Source organism: Ramlibacter sp. AN1133, assembly GCF_037890035.1.
Classification (GTDB): Bacteria; Pseudomonadota; Gammaproteobacteria; order Burkholderiales; family Burkholderiaceae_C; genus Ramlibacter.
The window spans coordinates 61,435-76,504 of the sequence record NZ_JBBKTQ010000013.1 but is presented as its reverse complement, the minus strand read 5'-3'; the positions used below and the strand labels follow the sequence as shown (position 1 = coordinate 76,504).

Below are 15,070 nucleotides of genomic sequence, written 5' to 3'. Positions count from 1 at the left end.
CCCGCCCCGCCTGCGCGGGGGCAGGCTCCGGGGGGAATCCAGGGTTCCGGGCGTCACGAAACGGAATACCCGCCGTCGACGGGAATCGCCGCGCCGGTGACGAACTCGCTTGCCGCGCTGGCCAGGAACACCGCGATGCCGGCGAGATCCCGCGGGGTGCCCCAGCGCCCCGCCGGCGTGCGCGCCAGCACGCGTTCGTTGAGCCCCGCCACCTGCGCCCGGGCGCCCACCGTGAGCTCGGTGTCTATCCATCCCGGCAGCACCGCATTCACCTGGATGCGGTCCTTCGCCCAGGCGATCGCCAGCGACTTGGTCAGCTGCACGATCCCGCCCTTGCTCGCGCAATAGGCCGGCGCATAAGGCGCGCCGAAGATCGAGAGGATGGAGGCGATGTTGATGATCTTGCCCGCGCCGGCCGCCACCATGAGCGGGTGCGCGGCGCGCGCGCACAGGAACACGCTGGTCAGGTTCACGTCCATCACGCCGTTCCATTCGTCCAGCGTGAAGTCCTGCGGCGGCTTGCGCACCGTGGCGCCGGCGTTGTTCACGAGGATGTCCAGGCGGCCGTGGCGCTCGCGCACCTGGGCGAACAGGCGCTGCACGGCGGCCTCGTCGGTCACGTCGCAGGGCAGCGACTCGGCGCGCACGCCCGCCGCCTGCAGTTCGCGCAACGCCGCCGCGGATTTCTCCTCGTTTCGGCCCACGACGATCACCGTGGCCCCGGCTTCGCCCAGGCCCCGCGCCATCCCGAGGCCGATGCCGCCGTTGCCGCCGGTGACGAGTGCGATCCTGTCGGTCAGGTTGAATGAGTCGGCCATGCGCTCAAGCATAATTCCGCCACCATGCGCCAGATCGTCCTCGACACCGAAACCACGGGTTTGTCCGCAGAAGCCGGCGACCGCATCATCGAGATCGGCTGCGTCGAGCTGTTCGCCCGCAAGCTGACGGGAAACAACAAGCACTGGTACCTGAACCCGGAGCGCGACTCGCACGAGGACGCCCTGAAGGTCCACGGCATCAGCAACGAATTCCTGCGCGACAAGCCCAAGTTCGCCGCCATCGTCGACGAACTGATGGAGTACGTGGCCGACGCCGAGATCATCATCCACAACGCCGCCTTCGACATCGGCTTCCTGAACAAGGAGCTGGAACTGCTCGGGCGGCCCGCGTTCACCGGCCGCGTGGCCCGCGTGATCGACAGCCTGGCGATGGCCAAGGAGATGTTCCCCGGCAAGCGCAACAGCCTCGACGCGCTGTGCGACCGCCTGGAGGTGGACAACTCCGGCCGCACGCTGCACGGCGCCCTGCTGGACGCCGAGCTGCTGGCGGACGTCTACATCAACATGACGCGCGGCCAGGACGCGCTCCTGATCGACGAGTCGGACGCCCGCTCGCCGGGCGCCATCCTCACGCGCGTGGACCTGCGCCAGTTCACGCTGCCGGTGCTGACCGCCAGCGAGCAGGAGGCCGCGGCGCACGAGGAAGTGCTCAAGCAGTTGGACAAGGCCAGCGGCGGCAAGACAGTGTGGCGTCAGGTCCCGTTTTCACCTGTGGCATAATGGCGGTCTTGCCGCAATGCCGGCAAACGGGTGATTAGCTCAGCGGTAGAGCACTGCCTTCACACGGCAGGGGTCACATGTTCGATCCATGTATCACCCACCAGAAATTCGGAAGGAAATCAGGCACTTAGCGGAAACGCGGGTGCCTTTTTTCTTCGCAGTGTCAAAAAAGTGTCAAAACCTTTTTGGTAAGCGCTTCAGGCGCTGTAGCCAGCGGATAGGCCTCCCTAACGGCACTCGCTCCGGCGACGGCGTCTCCATGACCTTCTTGGGCTCACTGGACTACCTTCGCGTCGTTGATGTGCGCAGGAATGGAGCTGGGCAGGGTTGTCCGCGGCTGAAGGTTGCGTGTGACGAACGCATGCCGTCGGTGGCCACCCCGCATTCAGCTCGCTCGACTCGGCAAGCGCGGTCGGTTTGGGGGGCTCGCCTCCGAGGACGGGATCTTGAGGGCACTCGACGCGTGAAGCTGGAGGAGCCTGTGTTGCGCCGAGGATCCAGCGCCGAAGTCATGGCATGCACGTGGGGCAGGTCCGCAGTGGGCGCCCAAACCCCACTGTGCCCGTGTCTGCAGACCCTGCAGACTGTCTGAGCATATTTGCATGTAGAACAAGTCGGTCTAATGCGTCCGATGCCGAGTCTCTACTAGGCGGCAGTGGGCCCGATGGACAGGAGGATCGCCTCTGCCCCCGAGCACCTTGTCCTGCGTCGTTATCTATCCGGCGGGATGGGCATGCAGCCACGCAAGAAAGCGCGCCTCGTCGCCGAAAAACACAATCATGCAGTCCCTTCCAAGTGCACTGTAGCGCGCGACACCAGAGTGGTTGATCTGCCGGGCATTATTGCCAACTGCTGCCCGTGGGCTGTTTGGATCAGAAGCGGTCACGCGGAAAGGCTGAAAGGTCCTTCTCAGCCAAAATTTGCTTCTTAAAGCTGCCGGTACCGTGGACGGTTAACATGGAACATCAATGTGACAGCAGATCAGCCTGCCCCTGCGTGTCTGCGCGATCCGAGCGGGCTGCCACTCGAATAGCAGAATGACAGCTCAGCGCCCTAACGCGGTCGATTCAAAGATCAACCTACACGACTCTCAGCGTGCTGCAGTCCTCCGCTACGTGCAAGCCTTGGATCTGTACTCGTCCAAAGGGGGCGTGTTCAACGAGCGGTTTGCTGAGTTCAAGTATTTGGTGCACTCGTTGCCGAACTGTAAGGACCTCGCTGAAGCTGACGTGATTTCGCTTGCCTCGTCAGCGTATATGCTGTTCTGCCGAAACTATGATCCAAACCAGACACCGCCGTCTGACCTGCCCGATCGCGCTGCAAGGTACTTGATTTCCTATATCGAGTCGCTTCCACGTGAGTACAGCGTGCAGATCACGCTACCCAGCGTGCCGTACTGGGGTGAATACGAGGTGGCTCTGACGCCCGAGACGATTCTGAAAAGCTCTGAGCCCAGGGAAGTGGCCGAAAACAAACGCATTGCGGCATTGGGCCGCAAAGACCAAGACCCATACATCGCGATCTCGCCGGTGATGCTGCAGGTGCGTATCTCGGGATTCGCACAGCCGATAGGAAGGTCTGGCAGCACGCAACCCGCCGTTGCCGATGCGCTTTCCACAGTGAAACAGCTCCTGTTCGTTCTGAACCTGACGCGCGCCGTCACCACGCTGTCACTCAAGCAGGCCGCAGCGAGAGCGCACTACCTTGATGTAGCAGCCGATACGAGCATTCCGTGCGAGTTGCCGGGCCCACTAGCCCGGGCACTTGGAACGCTCGAGCCCGCTTCAGACGCCTTGGGAATCGAAGAGCCCGGCGGCACTCTTCTGACTCCCAAAATCCGACCGGCAGCAAATGACCCCGAGAAGGTGTTGGCATTCACAAGGCGTCTGGAGTTCGCCAGCCGGTTCTTTGGTCGGGGCTCAGTACCTGGTTTCGGCCGCATCGTGGCGGCGATCGAATGGTACCAAGACTCGGCTTTTCAAGAAGACGAAACGATGGCTTTTATCGCGGCATGCATCGGACTTGAATCCATTTTGGGGGACGAGGACCGCGGCATGTCAGAGCTCTCGAATCGTCTTACGGACCGGTATGCCTTCATGCTGGGCAGGGATAGACAAGACCGGCGCAGACTGGCTGAGGAGTTCACGGGCATCTTGCGGGTGCGGGGGGAGCTTGTACATGCACGTACCACTCGCCTGCGCGCAAGGCAACGCGAGCAACTCTTCATCGCACAGCGAATGCTGCAAGACGTCATTCGGCACGAGATGCGGCCGATCCTCTTTGACGAACCTCTTGGGCCAGGCGCGCCACGCTCTGGGCCGGAAGATCAGTGAAATGGGCGTGCCTGCGGGAACTGGAGGCTCCGCGCCTCACGGCGTTCGCTTCCCCCCGACACTTTTGCGGGATCGGTAGCCTTTCAACGGCCGTGCCACGGCCTCGCTCTAAGAAGCGGATCAGCGACGAATGAGGACTGCTGTTCGGCCAGAACCGGCCGAAGGTGGCCAGATCTCGATCTCTGGCGCGACGGGGCTCTCCGGACTTGTTGCTCGCGAAGGAGCATGGCGACGTGCTCCGGGGCCTTGTTCTTGCGTTGATGCTGAATGAGCGGTCTTAATCAAGGTCCCAGGCTGCCATTTCAGCAAGGTCTGCTTCTCACTGAGCCGAGCTTGGGGCGTCCAGCCCTTGCGAGCACTGCGTCTCAGCTCCAATGTCCGTGTGTCTTGTCATTCGCAGCTCAGTGAACTTGCAGCAATAGGACTTGTTGACCTCATAGGGGCTGCTCTCCTTCCCCTTTCCCGGCCAGTGCGCGCTCGTTCGCTGCGGATCGTGTGGATGCGGCGTGTGGTGTTCGCCTTCTTGCGGGCTCGTTGCGTCATCCCCTGATTTATCGACGCAGAGCTCTCCTGCCCGTGGCGGTCCTTGTTGGTGAAGAACCGGGATTCCATCGCCAGAACCGCAAGACGGGTCTTTGATCGTGGGGTGTAGTGTAGAACTGGACCTCATGCGTTTAGGTCGTTAGCGGATGTCGTACCGAGTGCCTTCCCAAAGGGTCTACAGGTGGGTGCGCTGGACGACCTTGATGACGTCGTCGTCCATGTCGTCAAAGCCACGCCTTCCACGCCCAGGTCAGAGCACCGCCGCTCAGGATCGCCGCTGCTAGCACTGCTGCGCCTTTGCACGCGGGGCCCAGCTCTCTGAGGATGTCCGGGATCCTCTCCACCAGCAGAGCGGCTAGCAGCCATCCGGGCCCGTGCTTAGCTAGGTGCTTGTACGGGTCCGATGACGATGACTTAGTTGACGAAGGCATGGGCTTGCTCCTGTCCATGCCGTAATTGTCTGCTGTTTCACAGGCACCTCCCCCTGGCTTGGCTACCCGCGGGGCCCATCAGACGCCTCTAATTCATCAGCGTCTGTTCCCTATTTCGGCTCGGATTGGCTCTCTAGGTCTCGATAAGGCTCTCCGCGCGGAAAGCTATGCTGGAAGTTACGCCGAAGCGAGCCGACGAGCGGCAAAAAATCCCAGCGATTGGAGTGTCTTGTACACACCCAGCGCCTGCACGTTGTAGTGTAGGTTGCTGCCAATACCCGCACTTGTGATTCTGCCGTGCTCCCGGCCAAAATGTGCGACAGTGAATCCTTCGGACGTGAGGCCCACGAGGAAGCGACATGAGGGCACGAATAGGGCGTATGCGGCTGCTTGGGCGGCTCGCGGTCGGGAAGCATGGCTGGCAACGTTCGCGGCCGAGGCCAGACAGCAAGACCCAGTTGGTGGGCCAGTGCGTCAAGGTCATGAGCAGATCGGTGAGTTCTGGGACCGCGAGATGGCTCGCTACCTGTCGATAAGAATCGAACCGCGCGAGATTTACGTTATCGGAAAGCACCCGGTAATGGTCTGGACGATCCGTGGTGTCACCGCGGGTGGCCCCATAGTCTTCTCGGGAGTCGACGTTTTCGAATTCGATCTGTCTGGATTGATCCACAGCGTCCGCGCCTTCTGGAACAGCGATGCGGTGCAAGTCAGCTCCAGCGTCGCCGGACGCCGGACTAGCGGTGGCTCGCGGGGAAGCCCGGTGGAAGGGCAGCTCCCGGCCGAGGCCGTGTGAAATCTCGGCCGGAGGCTCTGGAGAAACGGCGTGGCCAGCAGGACGCGCATGCCGTGGCGGAGTCGTCCAGTGGTGTGTTGCGCGCGATATGCGGGATGGGTGGCGTGTATCCCTTCTGGGGCCCTCCGGAGCGCATATACGCGATCTCAGCCGCTCACCCAGATCATCGCGTTCATGGTCTTGGTTATACCCAGGATCGAAATCACACGCTTGAAGTTGTATGCAAGCACGTGCAGGCTCATTGCCGTGCTCACGTTGTCCAACCCCTTGGTCAGGAAGTGCGCTGTTCCCATCCAGTGCTTCAGGGTTCCGAATACATGCTCTATCGTGCGCCGTCGCAGCGTCATCGCCTCTGGTTGCTTGTTCAGCCGGAGTTGCACGTCTTCGAGCACCGATTCGTGTTCCCATCTTGAGATACGCCGGAAGGGACTTGGCGTGCAGCGTTCCTTCATCGGCAGTGCGGGCAGGCGCTGCTCCAATACCGACGGATCTGCAGGCCGTTCTCCTCGCGCGTGAAGCGGTAGATCGCGCGCTCGCCTGCGGGGCACTGGTATTCGTCGTCCTTGGCGATGTAGATGAAGTCGCTCTTGTCGAACCTGCCTTCGGCCTTCGCACCCGATGTCATCGGCTTGGGGACGTACGCGGCGATTCCGGCGTCGGCGCAAGCCTTGATCTCTGGCGCGCTGTAATAGCCGCGGTCGGCGTACGCGCGCAGCTTCTTCTTCCCCAGGGTGTCCCGCGCGGCGATCGCCATTCTTGCCAGCTGTGCGCGGTCGCTTCCGACGTTCGTCACCTCGTGGTCGACGATCAGATGGTGCTTCGCATCCACCGCCGCCTGGACGTCGTAGCCCACAGTGCCGGTCCTCTTCGCCTGGGAAATCATGGAGCGGGAGTCAGGGTCCGTCAGCGAGAGCTGACCGTCCGGCTCGCAGGCGAGTTGCTCCTTGATGGCATCGAGCCGACGCATCTGATCGCGCAGGGTCGCGATCTTCTGCTGCAGCCGCTTGGTCTTTGCCTGAAACTCCTGTGGGTGCGTGCGATCCGCCGTCTCCAGCGCGTCAAGGTAGCGCTGCACACTCTGCTCGATCTGCTGCTTGCGCCGCTCGATCTTGCCTGGCGTGAAGTTGCGGTCGCGGCTGTTGACGGCCTTGAACTTGCTGCTGTCGATGGCGACAGCGGCCTGCGAGAACAGCTTGAGTTCCCGACACAGCACAACGAAACGAACGCATGCCGCGCGGATGCCAGCACCACTGTCACGTCGGAAGTCCGCGATCGTCTTGAAGTCCGGCGCCAAACGGCTCGTGAGCCACATCAGCTCGATGTTGAGCTGACACTCCCGCTCGAGCCGCCGGCTCGATTGGATCCGATTCAGGTAGCCGTAGATGTAGATCTTGAGCAGCACCGCCGGGTGATAGGACTGTCGCACCGTGCTCGCCGGCGCCGTCCTCTCGAATCCGAGCTTCTCGAGATTCAGTTGCTCGACGAAGGCATCGACCACGCGGACCGGATTGTCCTCCGTGATGTAGTCGTCCAGGCACTCGGGCAACAGCGTCACCTGGTCTCGGGCACTGCCTTCCACGTAACGAGGCATGGGCACCTCCGGCGCGAGTTGCCGGAGTGTACGAGCTTAGACCGTTTTCACACAGCCTCGGCCAGGAGCAGCCAAACTGTCGGTGGCCACCCGCTCAGGCCCAGTGCGACGCAGCATTAGTCCGCGGCCGGCAGGCTCGGGTGAATTCTGGGGCGATGCCCAGCTCGAGGCAAGCCTGCGAAACAGCGCCGAATAGGAAGAGCGCGGCTGGGGAAGGTCGGATCAACGCGGCCGCGCCGCGACTGTTTACTTGATGCCTGAGAGTCGCCATCGCAGCAGCTTGCTGACGACTGCTCCGTTTGGTGGCTGCACGGCTGTGGTCGATGCGCCAATGATTGCCGTGTCGGTCCACGTGTCGTATGCGCCTAGTCGGTCGAGTCCGTACGACAGAATGGATCCGGAGAGGCAGGACACGTCTGAGCTTGCCATCAACTTCCCGGTCAGAGCGTAGGCTGAAGCGTTGCAGGTTCCATTCTGGAACGTGAACGTGACCAGCAGGTTTCCGAGCACCGTGTAGCCGTCAATGAACTTGAGGCCGAACAGGCGCACTGCGCTCGATTGCTTCGCAACGTCGACGACCTCCAACGTCGCGGTCGAATTCGCTCGCGCGACACACACGTCAGCGCTGCACGCAAGCTCTCCGATTGTTCCTTGGCTTGGCTGCTGGAGCGTGACTTGAGCGACGGACTGCGAGTCGGGCCCGTCGTTCGCGTACTTGCGCAGCTTGTCGTCTCCGCCTTGCACGTAGAGGTATGCATCGGCGAGGTATGCTGCGCGAACAAACGTGCCCGGCAGCCGGATAGTCTTCACGAGAGTTGCCCTTCCAGCGTCCAGTTTGAAGATCCACACGGGTGCAGTCCCGTCCGCCGCGGCGCTGGTGTTGTTGGCGACGGCGATGTACGGCGTGCGCGGGCTCTTGAGAAGAACCCATGGCTGCGCGAGTTGATTCCCTGGCAGTGTGATGTCGATGGGGAACTGGGCCCCAGCACCCGCAATCTGGGTCTCGACCCACCCTACGCCAGGCGTAAAGTCCGTGCGGCCATTGCGAGCGTAAACAAGCGCAGAGCCGTCCCCTCGCGCCGTAAGAACCACCATCCCATCGTTGTTCGCCGTCGCCTGGGTGAGCCAAGTGTTCGTCGTGAACAGGTCCGAGATGCTGGTGACGCCAGTCGCTGGATCGAGGGCGGTCAAGCGGTCGCTTTGCTGCCCCGATTGAATCGTCAGGAAATATGGGGCCGAAGCCAATCCTTTCACGAGCCGCTCGCCGCCGGAGAGTGGTGCCGTTCCGAGCGGTGTGAGGGAAACGACTTGCGTCGACTGCGTGAAGCACGACAGGTTAACCAGGTTCGATTCAGCCGCCTCACCGTTGGAACGGGTCAGGCGAACGGTGAAACCACTGTTGGCGGGCGCGAGCGCCGGGGTCGATCCGGCGACGGCCGACCTGGTGTCGATGATCTCGGCATTCCTCAATATAAGGGCAGTCTGTGCCGTCTCACCACCCGTCCAACTCAGGTTGGCGCTGTTGCCACTGCAAGCACCGGAGAGCACTGGTGTCGCCAGCGGTTTAGCCTGTGTCGCTGGGGCGCATGATGCTAAAGAGGGCGCCGAACTCGTGCCGTCCGCATAAGTCGCGGAGACCGTGTAGCAGGCGGAGGCAGTAGTTTGAGGGTCGGAAAACGTTTGGGCGCCGGTCGTTGCGAGCAGCGCTCCGTCGCGCTGGACGCTATAGCTTGCGATCCCCGAGCTTCCGCTTGGCGGCGTCCAAGACAGGGTGGCTGCGCCGCTGCTCAGTCTTGTCACGAAGAGGGACGGCGGACCTTCAGGTTTGGAGAGGCCGATTGACTTGTAGTCGCTCTCGTCCATGTAGATGAAGAAGCTGTCATCGTCTTGGCTGTCCTTCAGCGGGAGGTCCTTTTTCGGATTGATCTTCACGAAGCTCCACGTGGGGATCGGACCAGCGCACGATCCATAACAGCGAAAACCAATCTCTCCTGGCGTGTAGTTTCTCTCTGAGACCAAGTACCCCAGCAGTACGCCAGATTTACTGGACCAGACCTTTTCCACGAACTGCACGTGATTGATGCTGGTCACGACCCTTACCGCTCCGGGTCGGGGAACGTGGCCTGTCGTGTAACCCGCCACTTGGTACGCGGCCTTCCACTTCTTCGCGTCGCCGGCGCCGGTAAGGCTCGGCTTACTCTTGCCGAGGAGAACACGAATCTGTTCGCGCCGGTTGTACGCGTATTCCGTACAGTTATACGGGCAGTAGCCACCGATTACGGACGGATAGCGGCATCCCGGAGTGTCCTTCTCCTTGAAACCTGCTGGAGCAGGCTTGTTGTAAGGAACTGCGGGCGCGCTGTCGGCGGTTGCCATGAGCGCTGGCGGAAATTCGTTGCTTGGTTCCTGAACGATTTCGACTGAAGCGAGCTGCTGGGCGGCCAGCACCCGTACGCTTGCAAGGACTTGACTGGAGATGTCGAAGGTCGAGGCGCGATCGACAGGCGCGTCCTCGACTCTCCCCGCGTAACCCCCGCCCGCCAAGTCGGAGGCATTGGCGTAAATAACGACCTGAGAGGCCAGGGGAGAATCTGCAGGCGAGGTCGGCGAGGTCGGCGAGGTCGGCGAGGTCGGCGAGGTCGGCGAGGTCGGCGAGGTCGGCGTCGTCGGCGCGGGGGCCGCAGTTACTCCGTCGCCCCCGCTGCCGCCGCCACACGCTGCCAACAAAATGCTTGCCCAAGCAGCTGCAAGAAATCTTCCGCGTCGCGACGGTAGGCGCGCGCCGTGTTCGATGGCGTCCATTGCTTTTCCTCTCGATCCCGCTTGTACACGAAGGTCGTTTGCCACGCAGCCTCAAGTCGCACGATGGCTTTTCGCTGCGCCGCATAAAACTACGAAGCAGGGTCGTCGCAGCCAGCGACTCCAGCGGAGTGAAGGAGCAATTGCGCCTTCCACTCACTCACGTCTGAATCGCGTCCGAAAGCCAGCCTTCGACCTCCGCGGCGAGGCAAGAATGCGCAACCCAGGAAGCATCAAATGGCCCTCGCGCGTTCGCCCGCCCCCGGCGCGCTGAGTCTTACCCCGCTTTTACGGCGGACAAAGTGTCGCCGCAGTGGGCCACGGGATCGGCACCTGGCGGAGTGCTCACATTCGTGGCTCACTGTGAAAGAGACTGCTCGATCTGCTCGTACATCCAGTTCCGCAACTGCTCCGCATCGTGCGGGTTGTCCCCCGTTGCGTCAATCCAGTTCACGTCACTGACCGCATTGTTGCCAGACAAAGCTTTTCCCAGACCAGCAGCGAGTCGTCGAGCTTCCAGAATGGGCGTCACGTTGATCTGAGTCGCTTTCGGCGAAACCGCAACAAACGTGATGACGTATCGATACTGGGTAACCAGCTTGCCGACAAAGACGCCCCCACCTTCAGAAGGGCCAGCCTTGCCGGCCGTGCTAATCTGGTTCGCGTCACGATTTGCATTTGCGATGGCAAGGCCGTTCAAGTTGATTGCGTCAATTGCAGCTTTCCAAGCTTTGGAGGAATCAACTTGATAGAGCTTCTTCGGCGTGAACCCCGGAGTAGCTCGGGGGAAGGCTACACCGTCCGCTTGCGAAAGGGCAACTCTGCATGTCACCAACAATAGAGAGGCGACGAGGAGGCGCCTCCCGATTTGGCGGCCGTATCCGAACTGAGAGCTTCGATGTCTCATAGGATGTCCTTTTAACGCTAATTGAACCTTGAGAGCCTGCCGCAGGAATTCGCCGGAACGTTTGAGCTGGAGCAATCTTGCTCGTCGTTCGTTCTCCTCTGTTTGGAGGATGCGCGATACCACCGCCCAAAATGCTGCTGCCGTGAGGGCCGCTTTGGTAGAATGACGTGCTGCCGTACCTTTCGCAGCCCGGCGACGCTGAGAATGAAGGTGCCATCTCGAACTGCTGCGGCCCTACTAGCGCCTGATTCGGGTGAGCTGGTCTCCTTGCAGGCCGGACTATCTCGCAGGCAGCAGTGCGAGGGCAGAGTTCGGCCACTACCGGCCTTGATACTGGGCGCGCGAGCGACTTTCTTCCAGCTCCGCTAGCGCCAACGAATACGAGATCTCCGACATGCAGGAGCCAACCTTCGGTGGCCGTCACGCCGTGGGCAGAGGCGGCTGCGTCCTCCATTCAGGAGGCACGCGCCCAATCGCGAGGGTAGGATCGCAGGAGGTTCGCAATCCTCCAAGTAGTGGATGCGGTGACCCCAATGCGCACACGCGCCGCCGTGTCCCCGCCACAGTTCCATTGCTGCAGGCCGGCCTCCAACCTTACACTGCCCAATAGCAAGCCGCCGGCGCCGGCGGTTCATTTCAGCGAGGTTTATCTGCCGCGGGAGGACTCGTGAACTATCGAAACGCTGCGTGGCGGCAGATAAACGCTATTCGTTAGGCCGCAGACAAGACATGAGTATGAGAGTACATGCCCGTCCCCAACGGGGTCAGTGGGCCCGCGACTTCGCGATTCCCGTGTTGGTTGGCATGGTGGGCGTTGCCGGATCTCTTGGAGGTGTTCTTATCGCTGGCGTGACGAGTGCACGTCAGGCCGAGATTCAGAAAACCATCGAGCTTGAGGGGAAGCTCGTGGATCAACGAATAGCCTTGATTGATCGGGCTGCAAAGGTGTTTGGAAAGTCACCTGGCCTGCAGGACCTATGGGAGCGCTACAGGCAACACCTGAGCGCGCCCGACGGCGCTGCCAAGATGCCAGCCGAACTCATTGAGAAGCTCGCCGAAGCACAAGGCGAATTTCAGAGCGTTTTGCTCCTCAGTCAAGCCTACTTCGGTCCAAAGACCAAGGTGGCAATTTTCGAGCTGTCTGCAGCAGAGGGGCCGTGGTGGCAGAAGCCCAAAGCCAAGCAAGACGCTCTCATTCAGGCAATGCTTTCGGAAACGGGCTATGGTCTGAGTGCAATTCCCACAGTGCAAAAACGAGCGCCATGAGCTTGCGGCCTAACAGGTCGGTCGACTCGGACACGTTGCGGCAAGGCGCCGCGAGGCGCCGTTGGATATCCTGCACCTCGCGGCGCCTTGCCGCAACGTGCCGGTCACCTTTACGTTAGACCGCAAAGGCGTGGACCTCGACTTGTTCTACGCGCTGCCTGCGCTGCCAGTCGTGACTCGGCTTCTGCTGTCGGTCTATTGGGACTGGCTGATGATCCCGCGCGTTGCTGAAGCGGCGCAAGAGCGCGACCTCCATCGAGAAACCATTCTGTCCCTCGCAGGCTTCAGCTTCACGGCAGTTGCGGCCTTGGCAGTCCTGGACGCGACTAGCCGATTGGGATTGCAGGCTTCCATCTGGTTTTCACTTGTCAGTTTTCTTAGCTACGTGAGCGCTTCGAATCTGCAGTCGTACAAGTCGCGGCGTTGGCATGGTCAACTCGAGTCTGCCTTGACTGAAATGGCCTCCTTATCGTTGATCCTCACGCTGATCACGCTCCTGTTCGGTGCCAAGCTAGAAGAACATTTCGTCTATGCGGCGTCCCTGGCTGCCTTGATCCCATGGGCACTTGACCACACAATTCGGATCTCAGTGGACTGGCAGTACTTGAGCGCTCTCGACGAAAGCCAACGAGAAGGAGAGGACCTGTGGCGACAAAGAAGACCCCCGGTAAGAAGATTACGGCGAAAAAGATAACCCGGACAGCGAAGAGCACAAGTGCGGGTTCGAAGAAGTTGGCTGCGAAGGCCACTGCGAAGAAGACGACAGCGCGGAAGGCAGTCCCGGCGAAAACAGCGGCAAAGACGATCGCCCGAAAGAGACTTTTTAGCGGTGGGGCAGCGAAGAAAACGACAGCCAAACGCGCAGGGGCGAAGAAGAGTGCGGCGAAACGGCCTGCTGCGAAGAAGGCCGCCCGGGCTTCCCATTCTGGCGGCGGATACTACGGAGGATCTGGAGGGGCTATCAGCATGTACGTCTACTGCCCTGAACACGGCATCCCCTACCCTAGGGGTGAGGCATGCCCGAGGTGTCGGTGAAGTTGCGGTCTAACAGGTCGACGCGGACACGCACCGGCAAGGCGCCGCAAGCCGTGCCCGGGAGCATACGTCTCGCGGCGCCTTGCCGGTGCGCGCCGGTCAACTCCGACGTTAGGGAAGGTCTGAACAACTCGAAGTCGCGGGTCGCTCGCGCTGGCGCAATTCGCGAAATCTAGTGTAGGTGGCCTCCTCCCCCCGCGACTGTGCTTGCATCACCACTGATATGGTGTAGAAACCCACTCGTGACTCAGCTTTCCGAACCTCCTTTCGTCCTTGCGGATGCATCTCTGGAGCCATCCGACTTGGTCACGTGGCAACACAGTGCGACGGCCACGTCCAATATCCTTCTAAAGGCGTATTTGCAGGCACTTGAGGACATTGAGTCCGTCGACCTCCCGACAGGCATGGAACCTGGTCTTTCAGGCCTGTTCGTGGCGGGGCCTCCAAGTGGCGGCCGCCCTGGGGGGCGCCGAATCATGATCATCGGACGCGAGACCCGGAAATGGCGGATCACCGGGCTTGGGCCGGCCGCGGGAGTTTCCGAGTACGTCGCAGCAGCCATCAGCAAACAGGCTGCGTTCTTTGACGAGGTTCTCCGGAAGACTTGCCCGGATCGCGGCAGGAGCTTCCACAATTTCACGCGACGCGTGGGGCGTACGTATCCGAACGACGCGATCATCTATGCGAACCTGTTCTGCTTCGCTTGGAACGCAGGCAATCCGTTGCAGTGCAAGGATCAGGCAGTGCGGGAGAAGGTGAAGCGCTACTCAGAGGTCCTGCTGCGTGCGCAACTACGGGTGCTGAAGCCAGACATCGTCATCTTCGCGCACGGCGTCCATCGAGATGTGGTGGAGTATCGGCGCAGCCTGTTCCCAACGCAGGGCCCGAACGCGGCTTGCACAGAGTCTCGGCACTATGACGCTGACATCGGGATCCCGAAGGATCACCTTTGGTCCTGCAAACTGCCTGGCTCCATACGTTGCTTCAGGATTCAGCATCCTTCCTCGACGAGTCCCGACGCGGTGCCCGCGCAAGACTATCTCGTCGCCACCTTAATGCGGTGAGCTCCCCCAATGGGGCAAGCGGAGCAAGGCTTCCGGAGAATCAGAATGATGATGTCTCCGTCGCGTGGGACCCGACGTGGACCGGCTAGCCATTTCTCCGTTGGTCCACTATTACCTCGATGTGGCTGATCGCGCTTCCTACTGAGGGACACTTTGGCCGCGGCCCCCCAAGCTTCCATGTGGGAGAGGCTGGATCTGGCCGGGTGACCGGCAGCGCCTCGCGCACGTCGCCCACCACGAGCAGCTGCTCGCCTTGGACCACCCGGTCCCCAAGGGCCACCTCCAGCGACCGCACCATGCGGGAGCGAGGCACCTCCACGTCGACGTACACGCAGGGCGTCTCGAGCGTCACGAGCAGATCTCCGGCCGCGACCTGCGCGCCGGCAGCAACGTGGATGCGCGCGACTTCAGCGGCGCCGCTGTCCACGGGCGGCGCGCACACGATCGTAGTGCTCAATGCAGCTGCCCTCCCTGGAGGCTGTGCTCCAGCCACGCGAACATCTCGTTCCCGCTCACGGCGGGCTCGAAGTCCTTGGGCTGAATGTCCAGGACGGCCATCTCCTCCACCCACCAGAGGAGCGCGGCCTCTTCCTCGTCCACCTCCCCGGGAAAGCCCGGGTACTTTAGCGAGATTCCCTGCGGGTGATCGGCGAGGGCGAAGGTCGTCTCGCACGTGCGGTGCCATGCGGCTTGCGAGAGCGACATCGCGCGCCGGCCAGGGATGAAAGTGGCGCGCTTGCGACGGT

General features: G+C 61.6%; 11 protein-coding genes, 1 tRNA gene and 1 pseudogene. 7 read left to right on the top strand and 6 right to left on the bottom strand.

Going from position 1 to position 15,070, the window contains the following annotated elements; genetic code table 11:
* Positions 1-53: 53 nt before the first annotated feature.
* On the bottom strand, positions 54-818 hold the full coding sequence (locus tag WG923_RS18565) for an SDR family NAD(P)-dependent oxidoreductase (RefSeq protein WP_340352472.1): 765 nt from the start codon (positions 816-818) through the stop codon (positions 54-56).
* Between the two features lie 24 nt (positions 819-842).
* Here WG923_RS18565 and dnaQ point away from each other — a divergent pair, with 24 nt between their 5' ends.
* From dnaQ to WG923_RS18545, 4 genes are all read left to right on the top strand, one after another.
* The gene (gene dnaQ, locus WG923_RS18560; RefSeq protein ID WP_340352471.1) at positions 843-1,559 is read left to right on the top strand and encodes a DNA polymerase III subunit epsilon; all 717 of its coding nucleotides are present in this window, start codon (positions 843-845) and stop codon (positions 1,557-1,559) included.
* 28 nt (positions 1,560-1,587) lie between these two features.
* Positions 1,588-1,662, top strand: a tRNA-Val gene (locus WG923_RS18555).
* 934 nt (positions 1,663-2,596) lie between these two features.
* A complete protein-coding gene (locus WG923_RS18550) occupies positions 2,597-3,892 on the top strand; it encodes a hypothetical protein (protein WP_340352470.1) in 1,296 nt (431 codons plus the stop codon).
* Between the two features lie 1,260 nt (positions 3,893-5,152).
* Entirely contained in the window at positions 5,153-5,662 is a 510-nt protein-coding gene (locus WG923_RS18545) for a nuclear transport factor 2 family protein (protein ID WP_340352469.1), read from the top strand.
* A 146-nt stretch (positions 5,663-5,808) separates the two neighbouring features.
* Here the strand turns inward: WG923_RS18545 and WG923_RS18540 are convergent.
* The 3 genes and pseudogenes from WG923_RS18540 to WG923_RS18530 all read right to left on the bottom strand — a co-directional run bounded on the left by WG923_RS18540 (position 5,809) and on the right by WG923_RS18530 (position 11,034).
* Positions 5,809-7,253, bottom strand: a pseudogene (locus WG923_RS18540) (IS1182 family transposase).
* Between the two features lie 246 nt (positions 7,254-7,499).
* Positions 7,500-10,055, bottom strand: coding sequence for a CHAP domain-containing protein (locus tag WG923_RS18535; RefSeq protein ID WP_340352468.1), 2,556 nt, complete (start codon positions 10,053-10,055; stop codon positions 7,500-7,502).
* A 355-nt stretch (positions 10,056-10,410) separates the two neighbouring features.
* Entirely contained in the window at positions 10,411-11,034 is a 624-nt protein-coding gene (locus tag WG923_RS18530) for a hypothetical protein (protein WP_340352467.1), read from the bottom strand.
* Between the two features lie 717 nt (positions 11,035-11,751).
* Between WG923_RS18530 and WG923_RS18525 the strand changes: the two genes are divergently transcribed.
* From WG923_RS18525 to WG923_RS18515, 3 genes are all read left to right on the top strand, one after another.
* Positions 11,752-12,225: a hypothetical protein gene (locus tag WG923_RS18525; RefSeq protein ID WP_340352466.1), complete on the top strand. Its 474-nt coding sequence runs from the start codon at positions 11,752-11,754 to the stop codon at positions 12,223-12,225.
* Positions 12,226-12,286: 61 nt separating this feature from the next.
* Positions 12,287-12,919, top strand: coding sequence for a hypothetical protein (locus tag WG923_RS18520; protein ID WP_340352465.1), 633 nt, complete (start codon positions 12,287-12,289; stop codon positions 12,917-12,919).
* 817 nt (positions 12,920-13,736) lie between these two features.
* Positions 13,737-14,324 (top strand): hypothetical protein, encoded by a 588-nt coding sequence (locus tag WG923_RS18515; RefSeq protein WP_340352464.1) that lies wholly within the window; start codon positions 13,737-13,739, stop codon positions 14,322-14,324.
* 85 nt (positions 14,325-14,409) lie between these two features.
* On the opposite strand, the gene WG923_RS30440 is transcribed toward WG923_RS18515, so the two are convergent.
* Together WG923_RS30440 and WG923_RS18510 are read right to left on the bottom strand one after the other, a co-directional pair.
* Complete coding sequence (locus tag WG923_RS30440) at positions 14,410-14,751, bottom strand: biotin/lipoyl-containing protein (RefSeq protein ID WP_445322946.1); 342 nt, start codon at positions 14,749-14,751, stop codon at positions 14,410-14,412.
* Between the two features lie 26 nt (positions 14,752-14,777).
* Positions 14,778-15,029, bottom strand: coding sequence for a hypothetical protein (locus tag WG923_RS18510; RefSeq protein WP_340352463.1), 252 nt, complete (start codon positions 15,027-15,029; stop codon positions 14,778-14,780).
* Positions 15,030-15,070 lie beyond the last annotated feature (41 nt).

Coding starts and splice junctions, on each gene's coding strand:
- WG923_RS18565 (WP_340352472.1), bottom strand. CDS start 818: ATGGCCGACTCATTCAACCTGACCGACAGGATCGCACTCGTCACCGGC.
- dnaQ (WP_340352471.1), top strand. CDS start 843: ATGCGCCAGATCGTCCTCGACACCGAAACCACGGGTTTGTCCGCAGAA.
- WG923_RS18550 (WP_340352470.1), top strand. CDS start 2,597: ATGACAGCTCAGCGCCCTAACGCGGTCGATTCAAAGATCAACCTACAC.
- WG923_RS18535 (WP_340352468.1), bottom strand. CDS start 10,055: ATGGACGCCATCGAACACGGCGCGCGCCTACCGTCGCGACGCGGAAGA.
- WG923_RS18515 (WP_340352464.1), top strand. CDS start 13,737: ATGATCATCGGACGCGAGACCCGGAAATGGCGGATCACCGGGCTTGGG.
- WG923_RS18510 (WP_340352463.1), bottom strand. CDS start 15,029: ATGTCGCTCTCGCAAGCCGCATGGCACCGCACGTGCGAGACGACCTTC.